We start from the raw sequence: 25,998 nt of genomic DNA on the forward strand, positions 1-25,998 counted from the left end.
TTTAGCGAAAAACGAGAAAGTTCAGTTGAAAAGGGCGGGTATTAGGCTAGATAATCGTTTGCCTACATTTGACCACCCGTTTTGTAAGCGCGGAGCTAAACGTTTGCTTTTTTTGTGACGCCCCTTTCGTCGCAAACGCAGCACAAGGATTTGACGTTTCGCTGGCAGTGGAGTCTCCACCACGCTTACGGACTTTCAATAAAAATTTTCAGGGGATGTTTTCTATGTCTACGCCATCTGCGCGTACCGGCGGTTCACTTGACGCCATGTTTAAAATTTCTGCTCGCGGCAGCACCGTGCGCCAGGAAGTTGTTGCCGGTCTGACCACGTTTCTGGCGATGGTGTACTCCGTCATCGTGGTGCCAGGCATGCTCGGCAAAGCGGGCTTCCCGCCAGCGGCGGTCTTCGTTGCCACCTGCCTGGTTGCGGGTGTGGGTTCGATTGTGATGGGCCTGTGGGCGAACCTGCCGCTGGCGATCGGGTGCGCCATCTCCCTGACCGCGTTTACCGCCTTCAGCCTGGTGCTGGGCCAGCATATCAGCGTCCCGGTAGCGCTCGGCGCCGTGTTCCTGATGGGCGTGCTGTTCACCGTAATTTCAGCAACCGGCATTCGTAGCTGGATTTTGCGCAACCTGCCGCAGGGCGTGGCGCACGGCACCGGCATCGGTATTGGCCTGTTCCTGCTGCTGATCGCTGCCAACGGCGTGGGTCTGGTCATCAAGAACCCGCTGGACGGCCTGCCGGTTGCGCTGGGTAACTTCGCGAGCTTCCCGGTGATCATGTCGCTGGTGGGTCTGGCGGTGATCATTGGCCTGGAAAAACTGAAAGTGCCGGGCGGCATTCTGCTGACCATTATCGGCGTGTCCATCGTCGGCCTGATCTTCGACCCGACCGTTCATTTCTCCGGGATTTTCGCCATGCCGTCGCTGAGTGATGACAAAGGCAACTCCCTGATTGGCAGCCTGGATATTGTGGGCGCGCTGAACCCGGTGATCCTGCCAAGCGTGCTGGCGCTGGTAATGACCGCGGTGTTTGATGCCACGGGCACCATCCGCGCGGTGGCCGGTCAGGCTAACCTGCTGGATAAAGACGGACAGATTATTGACGGCGGCAAAGCGCTGACCACCGACTCCCTGAGCAGCGTTTTCTCTGGCCTGGTAGGTGCGGCGCCTGCGGCGGTGTACATTGAGTCCGCAGCGGGTACGGCGGCAGGCGGTAAAACCGGCCTGACGGCCATCACCGTTGGCGTGCTGTTCCTGCTGATCCTGTTCCTCTCTCCGCTCTCTTATCTGGTGCCGGCTTACGCGACCGCACCTGCGCTGATGTACGTCGGCCTGCTGATGCTGAGCAACGTGGCGAAAATCGACTTCGCGGATTTTGTTGATGCCATGTCAGGCCTGATCACTGCGGTATTCATCGTGCTGACCTGTAACATCGTGACCGGCATTATGATCGGTTTCGCCTCGCTGGTGATTGGGCGTCTGGTCTCCGGTGAGTGGCGTAAGCTGAACATCGGTACCGTGGTCATCGCCGTTGCGCTGGTGGCGTTCTACGCGGGCGGCTGGGCCATCTGAATTGACTTTTTATGCGAAAACGGGTGGCTCAGGCCGCCCGTTTTTATTTTCAGGACTCATCCTGTTGCCTTTTACGTTACTCTGGAGAGGATAGAATAAGAGGCACGACGCCTCAGGTTTGGCATATAAGAAACACAGCAAACAGGGAACGCATGGAAATTTTCTTCACAATACTCATCATGACCCTTGTGGTCTCATTATCCGGGGTGGTTACACGCGTACTGCCCTTCCAGGTCCCCCTGCCTTTAATGCAAATAGCTATCGGTGCGCTGCTGGCGTGGCCGACGTTCGGTCTGCACGTGGAGTTCGATCCGGAACTGTTCCTCGTGCTGTTCATCCCGCCGCTGCTGTTTGCCGATGGCTGGAAAACGCCGACGCGCGAATTTCTGGAGCACGGGCGAGAGATCTTCGGCCTGGCGCTGGCGCTGGTGGTGGTCACCGTGGTCGGGATTGGTTTTCTGATCTACTGGGCCGTACCGGGGATCCCGCTCATACCCGCCTTTGCGCTGGCCGCCGTGCTGTCGCCTACCGACGCCGTGGCGCTGTCCGGCATTGTGGGCGAAGGGCGCATTCCAAAGAAAATCATGGGCATTTTGCAGGGCGAGGCGCTGATGAACGACGCCTCTGGCCTGGTCGCCCTGAAGTTTGCCGTGGCGGTTGCCATGGGCACCATGGTCTTTACCGTCGGCGGTGCTACCCTGGAATTCTTCAAGGTGGCGATTGGCGGTATCCTCGCGGGCTTTGTGGTGAGCTGGCTGTACGGACGCTCGCTGCGCTTCCTCAGCCGCTGGGGTGGCGACGAACCCGCTACGCAGATCGTCCTGCTGTTCCTGCTGCCGTTTGCCTCTTACCTGATTGCCGAACACATCGGCGTGTCGGGTATTCTGGCGGCGGTAGCCGCGGGGATGACCATCACCCGCTCCGGCGTTATGCGCCGCGCGCCGCTGGCGATGCGCCTGCGTGCGAACAGTACCTGGGCCATGCTCGAGTTTGTGTTTAACGGCATGGTGTTCCTGCTGTTGGGTCTGCAACTGCCGGGCATTATGGAATCCTCGCTGATTGCAGCCGAAGCGGATCCAAACGTTGAAGTCTGGATGCTGTTTACCGATATCGTGCTCATCTACCTTGCGCTGATGCTGGTGCGTTTCGGCTGGCTGTGGACGATGAAGAAATTCAGCGTTCGCTTCCTGACCAAAAAGCCGATGGAGTTCGGCTCGTGGACCACGCGCGAGCTGCTGATTGCCTCTTTCGCGGGCGTGCGCGGGGCGATCACCCTTGCTGGTGTGCTCTCCATTCCTCTGCTGCTGCCGACGGGTGACGTCTTCCCGGCGCGCTACGAGCTGGTGTTCCTGGCGGCGGGCGTGATCCTCTTCTCCCTGTTTGTCGGCGTGATTATGCTGCCGATTCTGCTGCAACATATTGACGCAGGGGACTCCTCGCAACAGCACAAAGAAGAGCGGATTGCCCGTGCGGCGACGGCGGAAGTGGCGATTGTCGCCATCGAGAAGATGGAGGAGCGTCTGGCCGCCGATGCCGAAGAGAACATTGATAACCAGCTGCTGAAGGAAGTCAGTTCACGCGTGATCGGTAATTTGCGTCGCCGTGCTGACGGACGTAACGACGTGGAAAGTTCGTTGCAGGAAGAGAACCTCGAACGCCGTTTCCGCCTGGCGGCGCTGCGCTCCGAGCGTGCCGAGCTGTATCACCTGCGCGCCACGCGGCAGATCAGCAACGAGACGCTGCAAAAGCTGCTGCACGATCTGGATCTGCTGGAAGCGTTGTTGATTGAGAATCAGTAGCGCTGTAATTGCCCGGTGGCGCTGCGCTTACCGGGCCTACGTGCTCGATCGGTACCCTCTCCCTGTGGGAGAGGGTACCCAAAACCCCTCACAGCATTGCAACCACGCCTGCGCGCTGTGCGACAGATAGACCCCTTCACGCCAGATCATCCCCAGCTGCCAGTGCAGGTCGCTCTCCAGCGGGATCCAGCGCAGCGTATTTTTATCCAGCCGCTCGCAGATCGGCTGCGGCAGAATGGCAATCCCCACGCCCGCCTGTACCATCGCCGCCAGAAAATCCCACTGGCCGCTGCGCACCGCAATGCGCGGCTTCACGTTATGCTGGTTAAACAGCGCCATCAGCTGGCGGCTTAAGGCGAAATCTTCGTTGTAAATCAGCAGCGGGTGTTCGCCGAGCAGCTCGGGTTTTACTGACTCAATCTTCAGCCAGTCGCCGGAGCGCGGCACCAGCACGCACAGCGGGTGACTGAACAGAGGCAGCGTCGCCAGGCCGCTCTCCTCCTCCACGGGAAGGGCCGTCATGGCCACGTCCAGTTCACCGTTCATCACCGCCTGCTGCACGGTCAGGCCGCCAAATTCAGAAATTTTTAGCTCCACGCCGGGATAGCGCTGACGAAACAGACTTATCGGACCGGCCATCATCATGCCGACCATCGGCGGAATACCGAGCCGCAGCAGCCCTTTTGTCAGATGGTTGATGTCCCCAAGCTCGGCCTCCAGCTGGCGGAACTCCGCCAGAATTGCCAGCCCGCGCTCGAACACCACGCGACCGGTATCGGTCAGCAGTAGCTTGCGTCCGTCGCGGATCAGCAGGGTACAGTTCAGCTCATCTTCGAGGTTTTTCAGCATCTTGCTGATGGTTGGCTGGGTTACGAATAACTTCTCCGCTGCGCGGGTAAAACTTTGCTGGCGAACCACCTCGACAAAATAGCGCAGCGTTCTTATGTCCATGATTATTCCTCGAAACTATACCTTCGATGATTTTAATTCATTTCAGTCGATACCGTACGCTCACTATACTGGCGCCTCGTCTCATTTCTGAGGAAAACCCCCATGGCCGTGGCGTTAAGCCGTGTTACGCCTGCCGTTGTGCAACGACTCCAGGTACCGGTTCAGGTACTGCTTTACGCGGGACTGTTTGTTTTCGCGGAATATCTTGTCGACTGGCTGCATCTGCCTTTACCCGCCAACCTGGTGGGGATGGTGCTGATGCTGACGCTGATCCTCTGTCGCGCGTTGCCCCTTAGCTGGGTGCGGGCCGGCGCACGCTGGCTGCTGGCGGAGATGCTGTTGTTCTTTGTGCCGGCCGTGGTGGCGGTGGTGAACTATGCCCAGCTGCTGATGGTCGACGGCTGGCGCATCTTTGCGGTTATCGCCCTGAGCACGCTGATGGTGCTGGGCGCCACCGCCTGGGTGGTGGATAAAGTGTATCGCTTTGAAATCAGCAGGCAGACGCATGACTAACTTTCAGATAAGCGTGCTGTGCCTGATTGCGACAGTCGTCATCTACTTTGCCAACAAGCGCCTGTATCGCCGCTTTCGCGCGCTGCCGCTGATGCCGCTGGTCTTTACGCCGATCCTGCTGGTGCTGATGCTGGTCTTCGGCCATATCTCCTGGCAGAACTACATTGGCGAATCCCACTGGCTGCTGTGGCTGCTCGGCCCGGCGACCATCGCCTTCGCCGTACCCGTTTATGACAACCTCGCCATTATCAGACGCCACTGGATGTCGCTCAGCGCGGGTGTCGTCACCGCGACGGTGGTGGCGGTGTGCAGTTCGGTCTGGCTGGCGCGGTTGTTTACCCTGTCGGATGAAATCCAGCGCAGCCTGGCGGTGCGTTCGGTGACCACGCCGTTTGCGCTGGCAGCCGCCAAACCGCTCGGTGGCCAGCCGGATCTGGTGGCGCTGTTTGTGGTGGTGACGGGCGTCTTCGGCATGGCAGTGGGGGATGTGCTGTTTCTGCGGCTTTCCATTCGCGAAGGGATGGCGAAAGGCGCGGGGTTTGGCGCGGCGTCGCACGGGGCGGGGACGGCACGTTCGTATGAGCTGGGACAGCAGGAGGGCGTGGTCGCGAGCCTGGTGATGATGCTTTCGGGCGTCACGATGGTGCTGATTGCGCCGCTGGTGGCGTGGGTGATGTTTTAAGCTCCCCGGCCAGAGCGACCGGGGAGAAAAGGCTTAGTGCGCGCGGCCCTGCTCAACGCCCAGGCCGGTTTGCGAGCGGATAAACTGGGCGCGGAATTTTTCACGCTCCAGGTTACCCTCCGGTGAATTATCGGTGGCAGAGAAGATCCAGATCCCGATAAACGCCACGGCAATGGAGAACAGCGCCGGGTATTCATACGGGAAGATAGCGCTTTCGTGACCGAGGATCTGCACCCAGATGGTCGGGCCGAGGATCATCAGAATCACCGCCGTCAGCAGGCCCAGCCAGCCGCCAATCATCGCCCCACGGGTGGTCAGTTTTGACCAGTACATGGAGAGCAGAATGATCGGGAAGTTACAGCTTGCCGCAATCGAGAAGGCCAGCCCGACCATAAAGGCGATGTTCTGTTTCTCGAACAAAATCCCCAGCAGGATGGCGACGACGCCCAGCACCAGCACGGTGATTTTGGAGACTTTCAGCTCATCGCGCTCGCTCGCGCCTTTGCGGAAGACGTTGGCGTAGAGGTCATGCGATACCGCAGACGCACCGGCCAGCGTCAGCCCTGCAACCACCGCGAGGATGGTGGCAAAGGCCACGGCAGAGATAAAGCCGAGGAACAGGTTGCCGCCCACCGCGTCGGCCAGATGCACCGCCGCCATGTTGTTACCGCCGATAAGCGCGCCCGCCGCGTCTTTAAACGCCGGGTTTGCCCCCACCAGCATGATTGCGCCGAAGCCGATGATAAAGGTCAGAATGTAGAAGTAGCCCATAAACCCGGTGGCGTAGAACACGCTTTTACGCGCTTCACGCGCATCTGACACCGTGAAGAAACGCATCAGGATATGCGGCAGGCCAGCGGTACCGAACATCAGGCCGAGACCGAGCGAGAGCGCGGATATCGGATCTTTCACCAGCCCGCCCGGGCTCATGATCGCTTCCCCTTTCGGGTGGACCGCCATCGCTTCGGTAAACAGATTATTGAAGCTGAACCCGACGTGCTTCATCACCATAAAGGCCATAAAGCTGGCGCCGAACAGCAGTAGTACCGCTTTGATGATCTGTACCCAGGTGGTGGCCAGCATGCCGCCGAACAGGACGTACATCACCATCAGCACGCCGACCAGCACCACCGCGACGTGGTAGTTCAGGCCGAACAGCAGCTCGATCAGTTTGCCCGCGCCGACCATCTGGGCGATCAGATAGAGTGCCACCACCACCAGCGAACCGCAGGCGGAGAGGGTACGAATCGGCCCCTGCTTCAGGCGATAGGAGGCGACGTCAGCAAAGGTATAGCGCCCCAGGTTACGCAGGCGCTCGGCAATCAGGAACAGAATGATTGGCCAGCCCACCAGGAACCCGAGGGAGTAGATCAGGCCGTCATACCCTGAGGTATACACCAGCGCGGAGATCCCAAGGAACGAGGCGGCGGACATAAAGTCCCCCGCGATCGCCAGCCCGTTCTGGAAGCCGGTAATATTGCCGCCCGCGGTGTAGTAATCGTTACGGGAGCGTACGCGTTTCGACGCCCAGTAGGTGATGTACAGCGTCAGCACCACGAAAATCAGGAACATGATAATCGCCTGCCAGTTGGTTGGCTGGCGCTGAACCTCGCCGGTAAGGGCATCTGCCGCATGGGCAGCAAAGGGAAGTGTGGCGGCTAGCGCCGTCAGGACTCGCTTCATGATGCTTTTACCTCGCGCAGAACTTCTCTGTTAAGACGATCGAATTCACCGTTCGCACGCCAGACGTACACACCCGTGAGCACAAACGAAATGATGATCACGCCAATCCCAATCGGAATACCGCGCGTGACGCTGGTACCCTCATGCAGCGGGGTGCCCAGCCAGTGCGGCGCAAAGGCGATCAGCAGAATAAAGCCGACGTAGATAATCAGCATGATGATGGAAAGGATGAAGGCAAACCGTTGCCGTTTTTCGACGAGCTCCCTGTAGTGCGCACTATTCTCTATCTGCTGACAAATATCGTTATTCATCACAGAGTCTCCAGAAGTAAGGTTGGTTTGTTTTTATCCCCTCTCCCCTGTGGGGAGAGGGTGAGGGGAGGAAGGTGCGGTCTGATGCCCTCACCCCGGCCCTCTCCCACGGGGAGAGGGAGAAAACACTAGGAAGGCATTGCGATGGCCTGCTTCTCTTCGAGCAGTTTGTCCACCACGCCAGGATCGGCCAGCGTTGAGGTATCACCGAGGTTACTGGTGTCGCCCGCCGCGATTTTGCGCAGGATACGGCGCATAATCTTGCCGGAACGGGTTTTCGGCAGCGAGTCGGTCCAGTGCAGCACGTCCGGCGTGGCAAGCGGGCCGATCTCTTTACGCACCCAGTTGCGCACCTCGGTATACAGCTCTGGCGACGGCTCTTCGCCGTGGTTCAGGGTGACGTAGGCGTAGATCGCCTGGCCTTTGATGTTGTGAGGAATGCCGACAACCGCCGCTTCGGCAATTTTCGGATGCGACACCAGCGCAGATTCAATTTCCGCCGTACCCAGACGGTGGCCGGAAACGTTCAACACGTCGTCCACGCGTCCGGTGATCCAGTAATAACCGTCTTCATCCCGGCGCGCGCCGTCGCCGCTGAAGTACATGTTTTTGAAGGTCGAGAAGTAGGTCTGCTCGAAGCGCTCATGGTCGCCGAACAGGGTACGCGCCTGGCCAGGCCAGGAATCGACGATCACCAGGTTGCCCTCGGTAGCGCCTTCCTGCGGATTGCCTTCGTTATCCACCAGCGCAGGCTGCACGCCGAAGAACGGACGGGTGGCCGAACCGGCTTTCAGCTGCGTGGCGCCCGGCATCGGGGTGATCATGAAGCCGCCGGTTTCGGTCTGCCACCAGGTATCCATCACCGGGCACTTCTCGTTGCCGATCTTCTTCCAGTACCACTCCCAGGCTTCGGGGTTGATCGGCTCGCCCACGGAGCCGAGGATACGCAGGGAAGAGCGGTCGGTCCCTTCGATGGCTTTATCGCCTTCCGCCATTAGCGCACGGATCGCCGTTGGCGCGGTATAGAGAATGTTGACCTGATGCTTATCAACCACCTGGCACATACGCGCCGGGGTCGGCCAGTTCGGTACGCCTTCAAACATCAGCGTCGTTGCGCCGCAGGCCAGCGGGCCGTACAGCAGGTAGCTGTGACCGGTGACCCAGCCCACGTCGGCGGTACACCAGTAGATGTCGCCCGGATGATAGTCGAAAACGTATTTAAAGGTGGTGGCCGCATAGACCAGATAACCGCCGGTGGTATGCAGCACGCCTTTCGGCTTACCGGTGGAGCCGGAGGTATACAGGATAAACAGCGGATCTTCCGCGTTCATTTCTTCCGGCTGATGCTGGTCGCTCGCGTTTTCAATCAGATCGCTCCACCACAGGTCGCGCCCCTCGTGCCAGTCGATTTTGCCGCCCGTGCGCTTGAGGACAATGACGTTGTTGATGGATTTTACGTTCGGGTTTTTCAGCGCTTCATCAACGTTTTTCTTCAGCGGAATACCGCGCCCGGCGCGCACGCCCTCGTCAGCGGTGATCACCAGCTTCGAATTTGAGTCGACAATACGCCCGGCAACCGCCTCCGGCGAGAAACCGCCGAAGATAACGGAGTGGATCGCACCGATGCGCGCGCAGGCCAGCATAGCCACGGCGGCTTCCGGCACCATTGGCATATAGATCGCCACCACATCGCCTTTTTTAATGCCCTGGGCCAGCAGCACGTTGGCAAAGCGGCACACGTCGCGATGAAGTTCGTTATAGGTGATATGTTTACTCTGAGAGGCATCGTCGCCTTCCCAGATGATGGCCGTTTCGTTGCCGCGTTCAGCAAGATGGCGGTCCAGGCAGTTCGCCGCCAGGTTCAGCGTGCCGTCTTCATACCATTTAATGGAGACGTTGCCCGGCGCGAAAGAGGTGTTCTTTACCTTCTGATAAGGTTTGATCCAGTCGAGGATGTGGCCCTGCTCACCCCAGAACGCGTCAGGGCTGGAAACGGACTGCTGGTATTTCTCCTGGTATTGCTCCGGGCTTATCAGGCAACGGTCCGCAATGTTTGCGGGAATGTCGTGTTTGTGTATTTGGCTCATGGCTTTTTTTCTCCTTGTAAGATGTTAATAATATGTCGCAAAAACGTTAATAGTAGGGGCTTTACAAGCTTTGTTTAGTATTTGGGCGACAGATCACGCAATGTCTGAAGAGTATGAAAATTGAGCGAATGAAACTTTGAAGGAAAATAATTCACCTGAAGAATTATTCACTTTTTAGAAGTGAAAATATTTTGTATAACAAAAGGTTATTTATGCGAATTGCTATAAATTGCCGTCAATGACACTTTTTGCAGTGAAATGCCTTGTTCTTTAAGGCTTGCGCAGCATGCCGTGCAAATGATACTCATACGGCGCGTTAAAAAATCCCATAAACCAACGCAACACAATTCATACCCTTTCAGTATGTCTCCATATTCATGCAGTTTTGATGGTACGGAGATTTCATTGAGGAAGTCAGTTTCTATGAAAAATTTGAAAGTCAGCCTGGCCTGGCAGATCCTGCTGGCCCTTGTGCTGGGCATCTTGCTGGGCAGTTACCTCCATTATCATAGCGACAGCCGCGAGTGGCTGATTGCGAACCTTCTCTCACCTGCGGGCGATATCTTTATTCATCTGATCAAGATGATTGTTGTGCCGATTGTGATCTCGACGCTGGTGGTCGGTATCGCGGGTGTCGGTGATGCGAAACAGTTAGGCCGCATCGGCGTTAAAACTATTCTCTATTTCGAAGTGATCACCACGGTTGCCATCGTTCTTGGCATCACCCTGGCGAATGTGTTCCAGCCTGGTGCCGGGATCGATATGTCGCAGCTGGCGACGGTGGATATTTCGAAATACCAAAGCACAACCGCCGATGTGCAGAGCCATTCGCATGGACTGATGGGGACTATTCTCTCGCTGGTGCCGACCAACATTATCGCGTCCATGGCGAAGGGCGAGATGCTGCCGATCATCTTCTTCTCGGTACTCTTTGGTCTGGGGCTTTCTTCCCTGCCCGCGACGCACCGTGAACCGCTGGTCACCGTGTTCCGATCTGTCTCCGAAACCATGTTCAAAGTCACCCACATGGTGATGCGTTATGCGCCGGTCGGGGTATTCGCGCTGATTGCGGTGACCGTAGCGAACTTCGGCTTTGCCTCCCTGTGGCCGCTGGCGAAGCTGGTGATTCTGGTGCACTTCGCGATTCTGTTCTTCGCGCTGGTGGTGCTGGGCATTGTGGCGCGCCTGTGCGGGCTCAGCATCTGGATCCTGATCCGCATCCTGAAGGATGAGCTGATTCTGGCCTACTCCACGGCAAGCTCCGAGAGCGTGCTGCCGCGTATCATTGAGAAGATGGAGGCCTACGGTGCGCCGGCGTCCATTACCAGCTTCGTGGTGCCAACGGGCTACTCCTTTAACCTGGATGGTTCGACGCTGTATCAGAGTATTGCGGCAATCTTTATCGCGCAGCTGTACGGCATTGACCTGTCGCTGTGGCAGGAGATCGTGCTGGTTCTGACGCTGATGGTGACTTCAAAAGGCATCGCAGGCGTGCCGGGCGTCTCCTTCGTGGTGCTGCTGGCGACGCTGGGCAGCGTCGGTATTCCGCTGGAAGGCCTGGCGTTTATTGCCGGTGTGGACCGTATCCTAGACATGGCGCGTACTGCGCTGAACGTGGTGGGTAATGCGCTGGCGGTGCTGGTAATCTCCAAGTGGGAACACAAGTTCGACCGTAAAAAAGCGCTGGCGTATGAACGCGAGGTGCTGGGTCGTTTTGATAAAACGGCTGACCAGTAACATTCTAAGCCCGGTGGCGCTGCGCTTACCGGGCCTACGGGTTTTGTAGGCCGGGTAAGGCGAAGCCGCCACCCGGCACGTTACTCCCCGCTCAACGCATCAAACTCTTCACACCCGGTATCAAACCCTTCGGTACAGCTCAGGTTTAACCAGTAAAGCGCTTTCTGCTTATTCGGTGTGATAAAGCCTTTCTCACCCTGCCTGAACAGCATTCCTGCCCAGTACTCCGCATAGCCCGTCCGGGACAGAGCCGAACTCCGCTTGAACCACGACGCGGCCTGCACGTCATCCTGAGGGACTTCAACGCCGTTGGCATAGATCAGCCCCAGCAGCTGTTGCGCGTCTACCGCCGAGTCGCTATCGATGTCTTCGGTCGCCGATTGCAGCAGTGCGATGGCCTGCGGGTAGTCGGTTTTGCCCGCCTGCGTGTTCACCAGCACCCGCGCCAGCATGATCGCGCCGCGTTTGCTGCCCGCAATGTTTGCCTGCTGGGCCAGGGCTTTGGCCTGAGCATAGTCGCCCTGCGAAAAGTGGATTTGCGACAGCAGCGCCATGGCGTCGACATCACCGCCTTTTGCCGCTTTTTCCGCCCACAGCGCCGCCTGCGCGCTGTCGCCGGAACTGAACCAGGTATCGGCAAGATAATACTGCGCGCGCGCATCGCCCGCTTCAGCCTGCTTTTTATACTGGCTGCCTATCTCATCGGCATGGGCAAACGCGGTTAAAAATAACAACATCAGAAAAAGGGTTTTCATGGATTCTTATCATCTGGGTACACGCCGCGCAGTATAATCGCGGTGACAGAAGAAAAAAACGGGTGCGTTAAGACCTCAGCATCCCACAAGCCGGGCGGAACACGCGTTCCGCCCGAAGAGGTTAGCCTGCGTTACAGGCTAATTTCGCCGCCACCTCCTGATGTTCACTCTTTATTGAAAACTCGCAGAGCTTATCGCGAGTAATAAAGGTAAAGATCACTATCGTCAGGCAAATAATAAAGACGATGCCTAACGTAGTTTTTAATGGCGTCATGCCTTTTACTCCTTGTGAAAAAAAGAATAAGAGGCTACTCTCAACCTGTTGGTTGTTGAGGGGTAGCCTCGGGTAAATGCAAATTTCCCGGGGCTTTCCACTTTCTGTCCCTCAACAATGCTCAAGACAGAAAGTCTTAAGCACCCGCCGCATATCTTATCTCGCTGAATTAAAATGCAAAGATGTAATTAATTTTCGCGCAAATTACATTTTTTCTGCGAGACGTCTTCAGAAATATATATAGATGTAATTAATAGCGGTGCCAGAAATAATAATGGGGTGAATATCTCACCCCATTTAGTCAGCGATTAATTAACGGCTTCATCCCATTGCGCTTTCGCGCAGGCGGGCTTTCAGCTTGTTATATTCGTCGATCACATACTGTTCCGCAGCGTGTTGATCCGCTATTGGCTCCACGTTTACGGCGCAGTATTTATACTCCGGCGTTTTGGTTATCGGGCTTAAGTTCTCCGTCACCAGCTCGTTACAGGCGCCAATCCACCACTGGTAGGTCATATAGACCGCGCCTTTGTTCGGACGGTCGCTGACCTGCGCGCGGGTAATGATGCGGCCTTTACGCGAGTTCACCCACACCAGCGCTTCATCTTCAATACCGAGCCGTTCGGCGTCGGCGGTGTTGATCTGCGCGTAGCCCGGTTCATCCGCCAGCGCCGCCAGCGCGGCGCAGTTGCCGGTCATGGAACGGCAGGAGTAGTGGCCCACTTCACGCACGGTGGAGAGCACCATCGGATACTCGTCGGTGAGCTTATCGATCGGCGCGACCCAGTCGCAGGTGAAGAACTGCGCCAGCCCGTTCGGGGTGTCGAACTTCTCTTTAAAGAGGTATGACGTCCCCTGATCGGATTCTGACTCATCCCGGCACGGCCACTGGATGTAGCCCAGCTCACCCATTTTTTCATAGGTTGCCCCATAAAAGTCCGGACACAGATGCCGCAACTCGTCCCAGATCTCCTGGGTGTTGTTGTAGTGCATCGGGTAGCCCATGCGGGTGGCGATTTCGCTGATGATCTGCCAGTCCGTTTTCAGATCCCACTTCGGCTCGACGGCCTTGAAGAAGCGCTGGAAGCCGCGGTCTGCTGCCGTATAGACACCTTCATGCTCGCCCCAGGAGGTCGACGGCAGAATCACATCCGCCGCTGCCGCGGTTTTGGTCATAAAGATATCCTGAACAATCACCAGCTCCAGATCCTCAAAGCCTTTGCGCACCGCGGACAGTTCGGCGTCGGTCTGGAGCGGATCTTCACCCATGATGTAGGCCGCACGTACTTCACCGTGAGCCGCGCGGTGCGGCAGCTCGCTGATGCGGTATCCGGTGTGTGCCGGCAGACTTTCCACGCCCCAGGCCTTCGCAAACTTCTCGCGGTTTTCCGGGAACTTCACGTACTGGTAGCCCGGATAGGTGTCCGGCAGCGCGCCCATATCACACGCACCCTGCACGTTATTCTGACCACGCACCGGGTTCACGCCCACATGCGCTTTACCCAGATTGCCGGTCAGCATGGCGAGGCTGGTGAGCGAGCGCACGGTTTCCACACCCTGGTAGAACTGGGTCACGCCCATGCCCCACAGGATGGCGGCGGTTTTCGCTCCGGCGTACATCCGCGCCGCCTGGCGGATCTCCTGCGCGCTGACGCCGGTTATCGCCTCTACTGACTCCGGCGTATAGCCTTCGACAATCTTGCGATACTCTTCAAACCCTTCCGTACGGCTCGCGACAAACGCCTGGTCGTAGAGGTTCTCCTCAATAATGACGTGCCCCATCGCATTCAACAGCGCGATGTTCGAGCCGTTTTTCAGTGCGATGTGCATATCCGCAATGCGCGCGGTTTCAATTTTACGCGGATCGCAGACGATGATTTTCGCCCCGTTCTGTTTGGCGCGAATAACGTGATTCGCGACGATAGGGTGAGAATCCGCCGGGTTATAGCCGAAGATGAACACCAGATCGGTGTTATCTATCTCATTGATGGCATTACTCATTGCGCCGTTACCGACCGACTGGTGCAGACCTGCAACCGATGGGCCGTGTCAGACGCGAGCGCAGCAGTCGACGTTATTGGTACCAATAACGGCGCGCGCGAATTTTTGCATCACATAGTTGGTTTCATTCCCGGTTCCGCGTGAGGAGCCGGTGGTCTGAATCGCATCCGGGCCATACTTGGCCTTGATGGCGCTGAGGCGCGTGGCGACGTAATCCAGCGCTTCATTCCAGGAGACGGCTTCCAGCTTGCCGCCGCGCTCGCGGCGGATCATAGGGGTTTTCAGGCGCGGCGTGAGGATTTGGGTATCGTTAATAAAATCCCAGCCGTAGTACCCTTTCAGGCACAGCGTGCCCTGATTGGTTTTACCCTGCGCCGCTTCCGCCCGGACGATTTTGCCGTTATCGACCACCAGGTGGATCTTGCAACCTGAGGCACAATAAGGGCAAACCGTGACGACTTTTTTCATCACTTTGCTCCAGTTAAACAGTTCTTACCTGCCCAATATGCAGCTTCTATGCCATGTTTTTACTATGGGTATTTCCTGACTTTACGGCCCTTTGCGGGGCAAAACCCTGACGAAAGACAGCCAATCGTCAAAATTGACGTGTCGAAAGGGCAGGGGATGTGACATGGATTGGAATTCCGTCACGTAAAAAACAATTCGGCTGGAGCCAGCGGCAGAATGGTTCAGACTTAACATAATTCCCTGACGGAAGCATGCGATGAAACCGGCGATTCTGGTGGTTGATGATGATGTCGCAGTCTGCGAACTGCTACAGGATGTGCTCAGCGAGCACGTCTTTACCGTGCTGACGTGTCACACCGGTCAGGACGCGGTGAACCGTGTCCAGCAGGACCCTGGCATTGCGCTGGTTCTGCTGGACATGATGCTGGCGGATATCAACGGATTACAGGTTTTGCTGCAACTGCAAAAGCAGCGACCATCGCTACCGGTGGTGATGCTGACGGGGCTGGGAAGTGAATCAGATGTGGTCGTCGGGCTCGAAATGGGCGCCGATGATTACATCGGAAAACCGTTCAATCCGCGCGTGGTGGTCGCCCGCGTTAAGGCGGTGCTGCGTCGAACCGGCGCGCTGGACGCGGAGCCTGCCGCGCCGCGCGTTGAAGGTATTGCCTTTAACGGCTGGACGCTGGACACCACCCGCTGCGAGCTGAGCGATCCGCAGCGTAATACCGTGCCGTTAACCCAGGGCGAATACGGCCTGCTGCTGGCATTAACGCAAAACGCCCGCCGGGTACTGAGTCGTGAACAGCTGCTGGAGCTGACCCACAGCGAAAGCGCCGAGGTCTTTGACCGCACTATCGACGTGTTGATCATGCGGCTACGGCGAAAAATTGAGGTCAATCCGCACCAGCCTTTGCTGATCAAAACCATTCGCGGTCTGGGCTATGTTTTTGCCACGGACGTTTCCCATCATGAGAAAGCCGCCTGACCGTTCTCCTGAATAAACGCCTGAAGCTCGGCCAGCGTTTTCGCGCCGTCAATCGCATTGGCCGCCAGCAGGCTGGCCCGCGCGCAGGCGTGCGCCAGATAAATACTCTCGGTAAGCGACAGCGATTCATGGCAACCGTATAAAAAGCCTGCGCAAAACGCGTCGCCCGCACCGACGCTGCCGATAATCTCGTCCTGCGTCAGCTTCCACGAAGGAACCCATTGCCCTTTTTCACCCGGCGCTTCACCCCATGCCCCTTCCGGACAGTGGATCACTACCCGCTGCCGCACGCCTGCCGCCAGCAACTGTGCGGCAGCGTCGGCGATATGGACCATGTTCAGCGCACCATGACTGTCGCGGATCTCAAGCCCGCTAAACTCACCAGCTTCCAGCTCGTTAATCACCAGATAATCAAGATGGCGCAGGGCAGGGAGCACCAGCGGCTGATAGCGCGGATCGCCCTTGCGGGAGACCAGATCGAGCGAGGTTTCATACCCCTGATCGCGCATCTGTGCCAGTAACCGCGCGCTGCGGGTGCCAAACTCCTCGTCCGGCATGTCCAGGCTGTCGAGCAGCAGCAGATAGCCGAGATGGAAGATCTTCAGCGATCCGTCTAAACGATCGAAGGCGGGAAGATCCAGCAGGCGGTTGGCGCCCGGCGAGTGGAAAAAGGTGCGCTGTCCGCTGGGGTCGGTCATCACCTGCGACATCGACGTTGGGGCGAACGTCGTGCGCTGCACGCGCTGGCGATTGACGTGATACTGGTCGAGCATCGCCAGAATATAGTCTCCGTCGCTGTCTTCTCCAATCAGCCCCACCGCCTGTAACGGCAGGCCGACGTGCATTTTCGCCAGCGTCAGCAGAACGTTGAGCGGCGCACCGCCGGTTGAGCGTTCACTGTGGGTGATTTCCGCCAGCCAGCCGCGCTCCGGCCACTGCACGATCTGATGAACGTGATCCACCAGCATGTTGCCTGCGGCGATAATCCCTTTGCGTTCCATTATGCCTGCCCCGCGCTGCCGAAGATGCGCATCTGCTCCGCGACCGTATCGGTAATGGCCTCTTCAATGCCCAGCAGCAGTTCGGCAAACTCATCGTACAGCGGCTGGCGGTTTGCCATGCGCTGCTCAACGGCGGCGAGCGCGGCCTGCGACATGCCGGTATATAAGTTGATTTTATGAATGCCCAGCTCGATGGCGCGGCGGAAGTCGGCATCGCTGATGCCAGAGCCGCCGTGTAACACCAGCGGCAGGCCCGTCTGCTGGCGAATGGCGTCCAGACGGGGGAAATCAAGCTTCGGCTCGCCCTTGTATTTGCCGTGCGCGTTGCCAATGGCGACCGCCAGCGCGTCGATACCGGTTAAATCGACAAACTCGCGCGCCAGCTGTGGGTCGGTAAAGAACGCTTCATCCGCATGCCCATACAGTGCGCCGCCTTCATCTCCGCCGACTGCGCCCAGCTCCGCCTCCACCGAGACGCCCACCGCGTGGCACATCTTCACCACTTCCCGGGTCTGGCGGATATTTTCCTCATAGCTCAGCGTCGAGCCGTCGAACATCACCGAGCTGAACCCTAAGCGCAGGGCGCGCACGACGGCCTCAAAATGCAGCCCGTGGTCGAGGTTCAGCACCACGGGAATATCGTGACGGGCGGCTTCGAACTTCACCGCTTCAACAAGCGACTCCAGAGACACGTACTTAAAATGCACTTCGGCGATGTTGATGATAAACGGCGAGCGTTCCTGCTTCGCGGCGGCAAACAGCGCGCGCAGAAAATGGGAGTCGAGAACGTTGAACGCGCCCAGGGCGTAGCGGTGTTCTCTGGCGTGTGCCAGACCGTCGGCAAGAGAAATCAATGGCATCATTCACTCCTTATATCCGAAACAGGTTGTACTCGTTGCACAGCACCAGCACCGCCGGTTCGTCTTCTTCGATGGTGTTGTAGCGATCGATGGGCTGTAAAAAGTGGTTGTCGTGTTCATCGTCATTGACCGACGACACTTCGCCCACCAGCACGTCGCCAAAGCCGCGTTCACCCCAGAAACTGTGGTACAGGCCGGGCGTCAGGCAGATGCTCTCCCCTGGCGTGAGGCGCAGCTGGCTGCCGGGCGCGTGCGTCTGCCGACAGCCGTCTATCGTGACGATCACGTCGGTGTTTTCGGTCTCCTCATGCGCGCCCGCATTCCATAACTCAATAATCAGATTCCCGCCGCCGCGGTTGATGATGTCCTCCCGCTTGCGCCAGTGGAAATGCATCGGCGTCACCTGGCCGTCGCGGACGTGCATGATTTTTTCGGCATAGCACTTCTCATAAGGCACGCCGTTGGGGGAGCCGTTGCGCAGGGTGAACAGCGTCAGCCCCTGTGCGGCAAAGTGGTTGCCGCCAAACGCCGTCACGTCCCAGCCGAGCCTGAGGTCGAACACCTCCTGCCAGGCGGCCTGGTCAAGCTGCTGCCATTTTGTTGGCGGAAAGCTGGCAAACGGCGGGAGATGCACGTCGTGCATGGAGAAGAACTGCCGCGTGTGGCCGAGGATTTCATTGATGTCGGAGCGTTTCATGGGGACTCCTTGCGTTTTATGCCACCCCCTCACCCCGGCCCTCTCCCTCAAGGGAGAGGGGGAGAGGGTTAGGGTGAGGGCATCAGGCCGCACCGGGGTTACTTAACCGTCCACCCCTTATACGTGCCGACGTTCTTTTTATCGATCATCGTCACCGGGATCAGCACAGGCTCTTTCGGCGCAGGTTTGCCCTGAAGAATGTCATAGCCGATCTCCACCGCCTTCGCCGCCATCACCTGCGGATCCTGCGCCGGCGTCGCCACAAACAGGGAGTTTTCGCGCTTCAGGGCTTCTTCACCGTCCGGGCTGCCATCCACGCCAACGATAAAGAACTCATTACGTTGAGCCTGTTTCGCCGCCAGATCGGCACCGATCGCCGTCGGATCGTTAATTGCGAATACGCCGTCGATCTTCGGATTGGCCGCCAGCAGGGAGGTCATGACCTCCAGTCCGCCTTCGCGGCTGCCTTTGGCGTTCTGATTATCCGAAAGCACTTTGATATCCGGGTGGCGCCTGAACTCGGTCTGGCAGCCCTCCACGCGGTTTTGTACCGCAGAAACCGGCGGCCCGTTGATGATCACCACGTTGCCTTTACCTTTCAGGCGGTCGGTTATGTACTTACAGGCCATCTCCCCCGCCTGGGTGTTATCGGAGGTGATGGTCGCATCAGCCCCTTCCGCCGCCACGTCAACCGCCACGACCACGATCCCTGCCTCTTTGGCGCGTTTTACCGCCGGGCCGATCCCTTTGGAATCCGCGGCGTTGAGGATGATCATGTCCACTTTCGCCGCAATGAAGTTATCGATCTGCGACACCTGCTGGCCCAGATCGTACCCGCTGGAGACCAGCGTCACCTTGACGTTATCTCCCGCCAGCTTGCGCGCTTCCAGCTCGGCGCCTTTGGTGATCTGCACGAAGAACGGGTTAGCCAGGTCGCCCACCGTCACGCCGATGGACTTCAGATCTTTTGCCTGCGCAAACGGGGTTGCGGCCAGCAACGCGCCAGCACAGAGCGCGGTCACTAAGGGCTTTAATCTCATGCTGTATTCCTCACGTAGGGTATTGTTGTTATGCACTTTGATGGTGTCGGGTACGGTATTTGTCGATCAGCACCGCTATGATGATCACCGCCCCTTTGATCACCAGCTGCCAGAAGTAGGAGACGCCCATCAGCGTCATGCCGTTGTTGAGGGTGGCGATGATCAATGCACCGACCAGCGTGCCGGTGATCGTGCCGATCCCGCCGACGAAGCTGGTTCCGCCGAGGATCACCGCCGCAATCGCATCCAGCTCGTACCCCGTTCCGAGGTTGCCGTTGGCGCTGTAGAGGCGCGAGGCGCTCATCACGCCGCCTAATCCCGAGAGCAGGCCGCTCATGCCGTAGACAAACAGCAGCACCAGCCAGACCTTGATGCCGGTTAAGCGTGCCGCCTGCATATTGCCGCCGACCGCATAGATGTGAACGCCGAGGGTTGTGCGACGCAGAATAAACCAGCACACCACAATCACCGCCAGGGCGATCACCACCAGCCACGGAATCGGGCCGAGGTAGTTGTTGCCGATCCACTCGAAGTTAATGTTGGAGTTAATGACCGTCGTGCCGTCCGCCAGCAGATACGCCGCGCCGCGCAGTGCCGTATAGGTGCCGAGGGTGACGATAAACGGCGGCAGCCCGGCAAAGGCCACCAGCGCGCCGTTGAACAGCCCCAGCACCATACCGAGCATCAGCGCCGCCGGAATGGAGAGCATCGCAAATTCCGGGATAAGCGAGACCACCATCGCCGCTACCGCCGTAGTGCCCAGAATCGAGCCCACAGAGAGGTCAATCCCGCCGGTCAGGATGATGAAGGTCATCCCCGCCGCCAGCACGATGTTGATCGACGCCTGCCGGGTAATATTCAGCAGGTTGCTCTCGGTGAAAAAGTTAGGGGCGATAAAGCCAAATACCGCCACAATCAGGATAAGAATCGGCAGGATACCGACCGTTTGCATCAGATCGCTCATCAGCATTTTTTTGGCGGAGGCGGATTTCGCCACCTGCTGCGGATGGGTAGGAGTTGTCATGATTGCACCGCCTGATGATGAGTGTCGTTCACGCCGGTTGCCAGCGTCATAATGTTTTCCTGAGAGATGTCGCGCCCGTGCAGTTCACCCGCGATGCTGCCTTCGCGCATCACGTACACCCGGTCGCTCATGCCCACCACTTCCGGCAGCTCGCTGGAGATCATCAGAATCGCCACCCCTTTGCGCGCCATCTGGTTCATGATGCGGTAGATCTCGCTTTTCGCGCCGACGTCCACCCCGCGCGTGGGCTCGTCCAGAATCAGAATGCGCGGGCCAATCGCCACCCAGCGGGAGATCAGCAGCTTTTGCTGGTTGCCGCCGGAGAGCCCGCCCGCGCGCACCTGAGAATGCGGCACGCGGATATTGAGCAGGGCGATGGCGTCATCGGAAATAGACTGCGCTTTTTTGCGGTTCAGCCAGCCGAAGGTGGCGTCGCGCTCCAGCGTCGCCATGGTGATGTTCTCCTGCGCCGCCAGCTCCAGAAACAGCCCCTGCTCCTTGCGGTTCTCGGTAAGAAAACCGATGCCATTCTCAATGGCCGCGCGCGGGGAGTGGATCACCACCGGTTCGCCGTCGACCTCGATCATGCCGCCGGTGGCTTTGCGCACGCCGAAGATCAGCTGCGCCAGCTCGGAGCGACCGGCCCCGACCAGCCCCGCCAGCCCGACGATTTCACCGGAGCGAACCTGCAAACTGCACGGCAGCACTTTTTTGCCATCTGTCAGGTGGTGCACGTTCAGACGCGGGCTGCCGAGCGGAATATCGCGCTCTTTGTTAAACAGATCGCTGAGCGGGCGGCCCACCATCATGCGCACCAACTCAGAGGCATTCAGCTTGTCGCGCGTCAGGCTGCCGACGTACTGCCCGTCGCGCAGGACGCTGACGCGGTCAGAGAGCTCATACACTTCCGCCATCCGGTGGCTGATGTAGATAATCGCCATCCCTTCATCGCGCAGGCGCAAAATCAGTTCGAACAGACGGTGGGTTTCGCGCGAAGAGAGGGCGGCGGTGGGTTCATCCATCACCAGAATACGGCTGTTGCGGTGCAGCGCGCGGGCGATCTCCACCTGCTGTTGCTCGGCGATGGTCAGCTTCATGACCAGGTCGGTGGCGCTGAACTGCGCGCCCAGACGGTCAATGACCGCCTGCGCCTGGGCAGCCATCTCTTTGCGCTGGACCAGCCCGCCGCGCGACAGCTCGCTGCCGAGAAAAATGTTTTCCGCCACGGTCAGGTTAGGAGCAAGCTGCATCTCCTGATAAATCAGGGTAATGCCTGCGGCCAGCGCATCCTTCGGACCTTTGATGTGAAACGGCTGACCGTCGATGAGGATGTCGCCGCTGCTGGCGGTATAGGCGCCTGCGAGGATCTTCATCAGCGTGCTTTTTCCGGCGCCGTTTTCCCCCATCAGCGCGTGGATCTCTCCGGGGAAAACCGTCAAATCCACACCCTTGAGCGCGTGGAAATTGCCAAACGTCTTGGCAATGTGGCGCATCTCTAAAACCGGGGTTCTGCTCATGGCGGATCTCCTGTGAATGTCGATATCTGCACTTCATCACAGGTGCGTAAATGCAAAATGTCAGAAGCTGTTCATATTTGTCATAGTTATGAATAGCTAATCGCCATCACATTTTCCTTTTCCCTCTCCCGGCGGGAGAGGGTCAGGGTGAGGGCACCAAATCGCAGAGGAGCCCAAACCCATGTCTTCACGCCCCCCGTTCTTCACCAGCGCCCGCGGTCGCCTGCTGATATTTAACCTGCTGGTGGTGGCGGTAACGCTGATGGTAAGCGGCGTGGCGGTGCTCGGCTTTCGTCATGCCAGCCAGATCCAGGAGCAGGTGCAGCAGCAAACGCTGGATGATATGACTGGCAGCATGAACCTCGCGCGTGATACCGCGAATGTGGCGACGGCGGCGGTGCGGCTGTCGCAGGTAGTCGGTGCGCTGGAGTACAAAGGCGAAGCTGAACGGCTTAAACAGACGCAGATGGCGCTGCGCCACTCGCTGGAGCAGCTTGCCGATGCGCCGCTGGCGCAGCAGGAGCCGGCGCTGGTGGCGCGTATTATCCGCAGGAGCAATGAGTTACAGCAGAGCGTGACGGGAATGCTGGAGCGCGGGCAAAAACGGCATCTGGAGCGTAACGCGCTGCTCAGCGCGCTGTATCAAAGCCAAAGCTATCTGCGTCATTTGCAGGATATCAACCGCCGTTACGCGAGCAATGTGCCAGACGCCCGGCAGCTTGCAGAGATGGACAGGCTGATCGTTGCCGCCATTGATACCCCTTCACCGCGCGCCACGGTGCAGCAGCTGGATGCAGTAACCGCGATGTTACCCGCGAGCGCCCTGCAACCGGTGGTCAACCTGGTGCTCCCGGATTTTAATGATGAGCTGCGCAAGCTCGCGCCACTGTCGAAGCAGCTGGAGGAGAGCGATCTGTCCATCAGCTGGTACATGTTCCACATCAAGGCGCTGGTAGCGATATTAAACCGCGACATCAATCAGTACGTTGAACAGGTGGCGCAGGCCTCCCGGCTGCGTACCGCCCAAAGCCATCAGGAGCTGCGCTCCATCAGCGTATTTATCAGCGTCTTCGCGGTGCTGGCGCTGATCATCACCGGCTGCGCCTGCTGGTATATTTACCGCAATCTGGGCTCCAACCTGACGGCTATCTCAAGGGCAATGTCGCGCCTCGCTCACGGCGAGCAGGATGTGTCGGTGCCCGCGCTACAGCGGCGTGATGAGCTGGGGGAACTGGCGCGCGCGTTTAACGTTTTTGCCCGCAATACCGCTTCGCTGGAGCACACCACGCGGCTACTGAAGGAGAAGACCTCGCAGATGGAGGTCGACCGCATCGAACGTCAGGGGCTGGAGGAGGCGCTGCTGCACAGCCAGAAAATGAAGGCGGTTGGGCAACTGACGGGCGGGCTGGCGCATGATTTTAATAACCTGCTGGCGGTGATTATCGGCAGTCTGGAGCTGACCGATTCAGCGTCACCGGACGCGCCGCGCATCACTCGTGCGCTCAAAGCCGCGGAACGCGGGGCCATGCTCACCCAGCGTCTGCTGGCCTTCTCGCGCAAGCAATCCCTGCAACCCCATGCGGTAGAGATGAAGCCGCTGCTGGAGAACCTGAGCGAGCTGATGCGGCACTCGCTTCCCGCCACGCTGACGCTGGATATTGAAGCTCAAACCCCGGCCTGGCCCGCATGGATTGACGTCAGCCAGCTGGAAAACGCCATTATCAACCTGGTGATGAACGCCCGTGATGCAATGGAGGGGCAAAATGGTGTGATCAAAATCCGCACCTGGAACCAGCGTGTGACCCGCAGCGACGGGCGCAGGCAGGATATGGTCGCGCTGGAGGTGATTGACCACGGCTGCGGGATGTCGCAGGAGGTGAAATCGCAGGTCTTTGAACCGTTCTTCACCACCAAACAGACCGGCAGCGGCAGCGGGTTAGGGCTGTCGATGGTGTACGGCTTTGTGCGCCAGTCCGGGGGGCGCGTTGAGATCGAAAGCGCGCCGGGGCAGGGAACCACCGTGCGGCTCCAGCTGCCGCGCTCGACGCTGCCCGCGTTCTCCGATGATGCCGCGCTGGCGACCACGGCCGCGGCAGAAAGCGAACTGCTTGTGCTGGTCCTGGAAGATGAGGCGGGCGTGCGGCAGACCCTCTGCGAGCAACTGCACCAGCTTGGCTACCTGACGCTTGAAGCCGAAAACGGCGAGCAGGCGCTGAACATGCTGGACGCATCACCGGATATCGGCATGTTTATCAGCGACCTGATGTTGCCGGGCGGCCTGAGCGGTGCGGAGGTGATCGGCCATGTACGCAGCCACTATCCGCAGTTGCCGGTGCTGCTGATCAGCGGGCAGGATTTGCGCCCGGCGCATAACCCGCAGCTGCCGGACGTTCAGTTACTGCGAAAACCGTTCACCCGCGCACAGCTGGCGCAGGCGCTGCGCAAGGTGATGGCAGGAACCGGCAGCGAGCCAGGGTAGCGGCCCCCTGAGCGCCGTTAAAAGACGACGACGAGGCAGGGATAAATTTCACGGACTCATGCGGCAGCGGGCGGCGCAAATGCTGCTTTATCCCGACAATCAGCGCTTCGCGCGGAAAGCCAGGCATATCCATTACGCCGCCACCGAGGATCACCGCATCCGGATCGAACAGATTTACACTGGTGGCAATGGCGCGGGCTGCATGATTCAGGAGTTGCTGTACGAAGGGGTCATCGGGTACGGCTGAAAAGATATCTCCCATCGCATACTCGCGGGGCTGCTGTTCGTACCACTGTTTCAATGCGATACCGGAACAAACTGTTTCCAGACAGCCCGGGTTGCCACAACCACAGTGCCGCGTCATATCCCCCTGTGGAATATGCCCGAGCTCGCCCGCTACGCCGTGCGCGCCCGTCCATGGAGCACCGTTTAGCCAGATGGCAAATCCCATGCCGGTGCCAAGATAGGCCGCCAGAACCTCTTGCTGCTGGAGATTGTGTTGCACCACGTCAAACGAAAGCTGAAGGTTAACGTCGCGGGAAAATTCGACCGGGCAGCCTAGCGCATCTTCAAGTTTGCCCGCCAGATCGCGGAGCTCATTCGCCTGCAAAGGCAGATTTGGCGTCGATATAATGGTGCGTTTGTCTTTGCCGACCAGTGCCGGAAAGCCCATGACCAGACCGCGACAGTGAACCTGTAAATGACGCAGCTGAGCCGCGATCATTTCCGTCACGCCGCACACCACACCAGAGCGGATAACCTCCGCGGTGCGCTGTTTTTCACAATGCAACACCGCACCGTCGGCCGTTTGCAGGCAAAAACGGATATGAGTGGCCCCCATATCCACTCCGGCGACGACATCAGGCTGTTTTTGCATGAGGAACAACCTCGTTTCGTGCCGACAGGATCTGCCCGGCCATAAGCTGCCATGCATCCCCGATATTCTCTGCATGGTTGAACAGACCAGACGTTCCGACGATAAAGACATCTGCGCCGGCGGCCATCAGTTTTTTATAGGTGGCCTGATTGCATGAGCCATCGATCTCAATCTCATAGCTCAGCCCTTCGCGTTCGCGCCAGGCTTTCAGCTCGGCAATTTTCTCCAGCATTTCCGGAATGAACGGCTGCCCGGCAAAGCCTGGATCGACGGTCATCACGGTGATTTTTTCCGCCTTATGAATATAGTATTTCATCGCCTCAACCGGGGTTTCCGGGTTGAGGATGAGTCCCACCTTCATACCGTGACGACGGATCTCTTCAATCAGGCGGAAAGCCTGACCGTTGATGGTCTCCGGGTGCAGTGTGATGAAGTCTGCTCCGGCCTGAGCCAGCTGGCTTATGTAGTCCTGCGGGCGAGTCACCATCAGGTGACAGTCCAGTGGTTTGGTGGCGAGCTTCTTCACCTGGCCGACAAAGAACGGAGACAGCGTCAGATTAGGCACAAAGTGGCCGTCCATGATGTCGATATGGAAGTAGTCCGCGTGCTGGTCAATGAATTCGATCTGTTCTTTGAATTTCAGCAGATCCATACACATCAGGGAGGGTGAAATTTTCATA

22 protein-coding genes are annotated in these 25,998 nt (G+C 58.4%); 7 read left to right on the top strand and 15 right to left on the bottom strand.

The features are described from left to right. Positions 1 to 224: 224 nt before the first annotated feature. Complete coding sequence (gene ghxP / locus L463_RS16890; RefSeq protein WP_006810466.1) at positions 225 to 1,574, top strand: guanine/hypoxanthine transporter GhxP; 1,350 nt, start codon at positions 225 to 227, stop codon at positions 1,572 to 1,574. Between the two features lie 152 nt (positions 1,575 to 1,726). Beyond that, positions 1,727 to 3,373: a Na+/H+ antiporter gene (locus tag L463_RS16885; protein ID WP_003860270.1), complete on the top strand. Its 1,647-nt coding sequence runs from the start codon at positions 1,727 to 1,729 to the stop codon at positions 3,371 to 3,373. Positions 3,374 to 3,409: 36 nt separating this feature from the next. On the opposite strand, the gene L463_RS16880 is transcribed toward L463_RS16885, so the two are convergent. Beyond that, positions 3,410 to 4,324, bottom strand: coding sequence for a LysR family transcriptional regulator (locus L463_RS16880; protein WP_032103692.1), 915 nt, complete (start codon positions 4,322 to 4,324; stop codon positions 3,410 to 3,412). 102 nt (positions 4,325 to 4,426) lie between these two features. Between L463_RS16880 and L463_RS16875 the strand changes: the two genes are divergently transcribed. Further along, the gene (locus L463_RS16875) at positions 4,427 to 4,837 is read left to right on the top strand and encodes a CidA/LrgA family protein (RefSeq protein ID WP_032103693.1); all 411 of its coding nucleotides are present in this window, start codon (positions 4,427 to 4,429) and stop codon (positions 4,835 to 4,837) included. Then, positions 4,830 to 5,519 carry an LrgB family protein gene (locus L463_RS16870; RefSeq protein WP_015570195.1) on the top strand — a complete coding sequence of 230 codons (690 nt, stop codon included), beginning with the start codon at positions 4,830 to 4,832 and terminating at the stop codon, positions 5,517 to 5,519. The genes L463_RS16875 and L463_RS16870 overlap by 8 nt, the downstream gene beginning before the upstream one ends. A gap of 33 nt (positions 5,520 to 5,552) precedes the next feature. Here the strand turns inward: L463_RS16870 and actP are convergent, their stop codons facing one another. From actP to acs, 3 genes are all read right to left on the bottom strand, one after another. Beyond that, positions 5,553 to 7,202 (bottom strand): cation/acetate symporter ActP, encoded by a 1,650-nt coding sequence (gene actP, locus L463_RS16865; RefSeq protein WP_017382634.1) that lies wholly within the window; start codon positions 7,200 to 7,202, stop codon positions 5,553 to 5,555. Continuing rightward, positions 7,199 to 7,513, bottom strand: coding sequence for a DUF485 domain-containing protein (locus L463_RS16860; protein ID WP_017382635.1), 315 nt, complete (start codon positions 7,511 to 7,513; stop codon positions 7,199 to 7,201). The genes actP and L463_RS16860 overlap by 4 nt, the downstream gene beginning before the upstream one ends. A 128-nt stretch (positions 7,514 to 7,641) precedes the next feature. Continuing rightward, positions 7,642 to 9,600 (bottom strand): acetate--CoA ligase, encoded by a 1,959-nt coding sequence (acs, locus tag L463_RS16855; protein WP_017382636.1) that lies wholly within the window; start codon positions 9,598 to 9,600, stop codon positions 7,642 to 7,644. 423 nt (positions 9,601 to 10,023) lie between these two features. On the opposite strand from acs, the gene gltP reads away from it, so the two are divergent. Beyond that, positions 10,024 to 11,337: a glutamate/aspartate:proton symporter GltP gene (gltP, locus tag L463_RS16850; protein ID WP_015570199.1), complete on the top strand. Its 1,314-nt coding sequence runs from the start codon at positions 10,024 to 10,026 to the stop codon at positions 11,335 to 11,337. An 80-nt stretch (positions 11,338 to 11,417) separates the two neighbouring features. On the opposite strand, the gene L463_RS16845 is transcribed toward gltP, so the two are convergent. From L463_RS16845 to fdhF, 3 genes are all read right to left on the bottom strand, one after another. Then, positions 11,418 to 12,092, bottom strand: a complete 675-nt coding sequence (locus L463_RS16845) for a tetratricopeptide repeat protein (RefSeq protein WP_015570200.1) — start codon at positions 12,090 to 12,092, stop codon at positions 11,418 to 11,420. Between the two features lie 121 nt (positions 12,093 to 12,213). Further along, positions 12,214 to 12,366, bottom strand: coding sequence for a Hok/Gef family protein (locus tag L463_RS16840; protein WP_023295770.1), 153 nt, complete (start codon positions 12,364 to 12,366; stop codon positions 12,214 to 12,216). A 321-nt stretch (positions 12,367 to 12,687) separates the two neighbouring features. Then, positions 12,688 to 14,835 (bottom strand): formate dehydrogenase subunit alpha, encoded by a 2,148-nt coding sequence (gene fdhF, locus L463_RS16835; RefSeq protein WP_080024796.1) that lies wholly within the window; start codon positions 14,833 to 14,835, stop codon positions 12,688 to 12,690. Between the two features lie 256 nt (positions 14,836 to 15,091). Here fdhF and L463_RS16825 point away from each other — a divergent pair, with 256 nt between their 5' ends. Next, positions 15,092 to 15,823: a response regulator gene (locus L463_RS16825; RefSeq protein WP_032673094.1), complete on the top strand. Its 732-nt coding sequence runs from the start codon at positions 15,092 to 15,094 to the stop codon at positions 15,821 to 15,823. Here L463_RS16825 and L463_RS16820 read toward each other — a convergent pair. The 6 genes from L463_RS16820 to L463_RS16795 all read right to left on the bottom strand — a co-directional run bounded on the left by L463_RS16820 (position 15,805) and on the right by L463_RS16795 (position 21,962). Then, entirely contained in the window at positions 15,805 to 16,824 is a 1,020-nt protein-coding gene (locus L463_RS16820) for a carbohydrate kinase family protein (RefSeq protein ID WP_032104459.1), read from the bottom strand. The genes L463_RS16825 and L463_RS16820 overlap by 19 nt on opposite strands. Further along, the gene (locus tag L463_RS16815; RefSeq protein WP_032104461.1) at positions 16,824 to 17,684 is read right to left on the bottom strand and encodes a ketose 1,6-bisphosphate aldolase; all 861 of its coding nucleotides are present in this window, start codon (positions 17,682 to 17,684) and stop codon (positions 16,824 to 16,826) included. The genes L463_RS16820 and L463_RS16815 overlap by 1 nt, the downstream gene beginning before the upstream one ends. A 10-nt stretch (positions 17,685 to 17,694) precedes the next feature. Beyond that, positions 17,695 to 18,381, bottom strand: a complete 687-nt coding sequence (locus L463_RS16810) for a D-lyxose/D-mannose isomerase (RefSeq protein ID WP_017382640.1) — start codon at positions 18,379 to 18,381, stop codon at positions 17,695 to 17,697. A gap of 98 nt (positions 18,382 to 18,479) precedes the next feature. After that, positions 18,480 to 19,421, bottom strand: a complete 942-nt coding sequence (locus L463_RS16805) for an ABC transporter substrate-binding protein (RefSeq protein WP_003860240.1) — start codon at positions 19,419 to 19,421, stop codon at positions 18,480 to 18,482. 28 nt (positions 19,422 to 19,449) lie between these two features. Next, positions 19,450 to 20,445 carry an ABC transporter permease subunit gene (locus L463_RS16800; protein WP_015570206.1) on the bottom strand — a complete coding sequence of 332 codons (996 nt, stop codon included), beginning with the start codon at positions 20,443 to 20,445 and terminating at the stop codon, positions 19,450 to 19,452. Then, on the bottom strand, positions 20,442 to 21,962 hold the full coding sequence (locus tag L463_RS16795) for a sugar ABC transporter ATP-binding protein (protein ID WP_032104464.1): 1,521 nt from the start codon (positions 21,960 to 21,962) through the stop codon (positions 20,442 to 20,444). The genes L463_RS16800 and L463_RS16795 overlap by 4 nt, the downstream gene beginning before the upstream one ends. Positions 21,963 to 22,143: 181 nt before the next feature. Here L463_RS16795 and L463_RS16790 point away from each other — a divergent pair, with 181 nt between their 5' ends. Then, positions 22,144 to 24,441, top strand: a complete 2,298-nt coding sequence (locus L463_RS16790) for a hybrid sensor histidine kinase/response regulator (protein WP_032104465.1) — start codon at positions 22,144 to 22,146, stop codon at positions 24,439 to 24,441. Here L463_RS16790 and alsK read toward each other — a convergent pair. Continuing rightward, on the bottom strand, positions 24,374 to 25,318 hold the full coding sequence (alsK, locus tag L463_RS16785) for an allose kinase (protein WP_032104466.1): 945 nt from the start codon (positions 25,316 to 25,318) through the stop codon (positions 24,374 to 24,376). The genes L463_RS16790 and alsK overlap by 68 nt on opposite strands. Further along, the gene (gene alsE, locus L463_RS16780) at positions 25,302 to 25,997 is read right to left on the bottom strand and encodes a D-allulose 6-phosphate 3-epimerase (protein WP_032104472.1); all 696 of its coding nucleotides are present in this window, start codon (positions 25,995 to 25,997) and stop codon (positions 25,302 to 25,304) included. The genes alsK and alsE overlap by 17 nt, the downstream gene beginning before the upstream one ends. Between the last annotated feature and the right edge of the window lies 1 nt (position 25,998).

Origin of the sequence: Enterobacter sp. BIDMC 27, from assembly GCF_000534415.1 — a bacterium.
GTDB classification, from domain to species: domain Bacteria; phylum Pseudomonadota; class Gammaproteobacteria; order Enterobacterales; family Enterobacteriaceae; genus Enterobacter; species Enterobacter hormaechei_C.

Excerpts from the sequence above, each read along its gene's own strand:
- L463_RS16825 (WP_032673094.1), top strand. The coding sequence starts at position 15,092 with ATGAAACCGGCGATTCTGGTGGTTGATGATGATGTCGCAGTCTGCGAA.
- ghxP (WP_006810466.1), top strand. The coding sequence starts at position 225 with ATGTCTACGCCATCTGCGCGTACCGGCGGTTCACTTGACGCCATGTTT.
- L463_RS16870 (WP_015570195.1), top strand. The coding sequence starts at position 4,830 with ATGACTAACTTTCAGATAAGCGTGCTGTGCCTGATTGCGACAGTCGTC.
- L463_RS16810 (WP_017382640.1), bottom strand. The coding sequence starts at position 18,381 with ATGAAACGCTCCGACATCAATGAAATCCTCGGCCACACGCGGCAGTTC.
- L463_RS16820 (WP_032104459.1), bottom strand. The coding sequence starts at position 16,824 with ATGGAACGCAAAGGGATTATCGCCGCAGGCAACATGCTGGTGGATCAC.
- L463_RS16875 (WP_032103693.1), top strand. The coding sequence starts at position 4,427 with ATGGCCGTGGCGTTAAGCCGTGTTACGCCTGCCGTTGTGCAACGACTC.
- L463_RS16840 (WP_023295770.1), bottom strand. The coding sequence starts at position 12,366 with ATGACGCCATTAAAAACTACGTTAGGCATCGTCTTTATTATTTGCCTG.
- L463_RS16815 (WP_032104461.1), bottom strand. The coding sequence starts at position 17,684 with ATGCCATTGATTTCTCTTGCCGACGGTCTGGCACACGCCAGAGAACAC.
- alsE (WP_032104472.1), bottom strand. The coding sequence starts at position 25,997 with ATGAAAATTTCACCCTCCCTGATGTGTATGGATCTGCTGAAATTCAAA.
- L463_RS16885 (WP_003860270.1), top strand. The coding sequence starts at position 1,727 with ATGGAAATTTTCTTCACAATACTCATCATGACCCTTGTGGTCTCATTA.
- L463_RS16860 (WP_017382635.1), bottom strand. The coding sequence starts at position 7,513 with ATGAATAACGATATTTGTCAGCAGATAGAGAATAGTGCGCACTACAGG.
- L463_RS16880 (WP_032103692.1), bottom strand. The coding sequence starts at position 4,324 with ATGGACATAAGAACGCTGCGCTATTTTGTCGAGGTGGTTCGCCAGCAA.
- gltP (WP_015570199.1), top strand. The coding sequence starts at position 10,024 with ATGAAAAATTTGAAAGTCAGCCTGGCCTGGCAGATCCTGCTGGCCCTT.
- actP (WP_017382634.1), bottom strand. The coding sequence starts at position 7,202 with ATGAAGCGAGTCCTGACGGCGCTAGCCGCCACACTTCCCTTTGCTGCC.
- L463_RS16790 (WP_032104465.1), top strand. The coding sequence starts at position 22,144 with ATGTCTTCACGCCCCCCGTTCTTCACCAGCGCCCGCGGTCGCCTGCTG.
- L463_RS16805 (WP_003860240.1), bottom strand. The coding sequence starts at position 19,421 with ATGAGATTAAAGCCCTTAGTGACCGCGCTCTGTGCTGGCGCGTTGCTG.
- L463_RS16795 (WP_032104464.1), bottom strand. The coding sequence starts at position 21,962 with ATGAGCAGAACCCCGGTTTTAGAGATGCGCCACATTGCCAAGACGTTT.
- alsK (WP_032104466.1), bottom strand. The coding sequence starts at position 25,318 with ATGCAAAAACAGCCTGATGTCGTCGCCGGAGTGGATATGGGGGCCACT.
- acs (WP_017382636.1), bottom strand. The coding sequence starts at position 9,600 with ATGAGCCAAATACACAAACACGACATTCCCGCAAACATTGCGGACCGT.
- L463_RS16845 (WP_015570200.1), bottom strand. The coding sequence starts at position 12,092 with ATGAAAACCCTTTTTCTGATGTTGTTATTTTTAACCGCGTTTGCCCAT.
- L463_RS16800 (WP_015570206.1), bottom strand. The coding sequence starts at position 20,445 with ATGACAACTCCTACCCATCCGCAGCAGGTGGCGAAATCCGCCTCCGCC.